Source organism: Clostridium prolinivorans, from assembly GCF_004011155.1.
In the GTDB taxonomy this organism is placed as follows: Bacteria; Bacillota; Clostridia; order Clostridiales; family Clostridiaceae; genus Clostridium_AT; species Clostridium_AT prolinivorans.
Genome location: NZ_RJWG01000048.1, coordinates 1 through 747 on the forward strand (window position 1 = coordinate 1; position 747 = coordinate 747).

The window sequence follows — 747 nt, forward strand, 5'->3', positions numbered from 1 at the left end:
AAAAACTTAATTATCATGTTGAACATTATGCTGAAATTAGTGCTCTAACATTAAAGCAAAATTCTTATGAAATGATAGAAATGGCTAAGAATAATTTAAAAATGATAGGAGAAATATATAAAAATGAATAGTACTTATACACAACTTATAAAGAACTTAGAGTATTTAAAAATGAAACAAATGATTAACCATTTAGACCAAGTTATTGATTTTACAACCAAAAACAATTTATCTTTTGTAGATGCTCTTATTAAACTTACAGATCATGAAATAGATTTTAAAGAAGCAAATATGATTAAATCTATGGTTAAAGTTGGAGCTTTTCCACATCAAAAGGAAATTAAAGATTTTGACTTTGATTTTCAGCCTAGTATAAATAAAGATCAAATACTAGATTTTTTAACCTTACGTTTCCTAGATTCACAAGAAAATATTGTGTTTTTAGGATCTAGCGGAGTTGGGAAAACACATCTTGCAACATCTATTGGTATCGCGGCAGCCAAAAAGCGATATAGCACATATTTTATAAAATGTCATGATTTATTACAGCAACTAAAACATGCAAAATTAGAGAATCGATTAGATGCTAGACTTAAACATTTTAGCAAGTATAAGCTTCTAATAATAGATGAATTAGGTTATTTACCAATAGATAAGGAAGATTCTAAGTTGTTTTTTCAACTTATTGATATGAGATATGAAAAAAAGAGTACGATATTAACAACTAATATAAATTTTAATGCTTGG

General features: G+C 26.2%; 1 protein-coding gene. It reads left to right on the forward strand.

What is annotated here, in order from left to right; genetic code table 11:
* Positions 1 to 123: 123 nt before the first annotated feature.
* The coding region (gene istB / locus EGD97_RS12265) for an IS21-like element helper ATPase IstB (protein WP_164850225.1) at positions 124 to 747 on the forward strand (624 nt) is incomplete at its 3' end.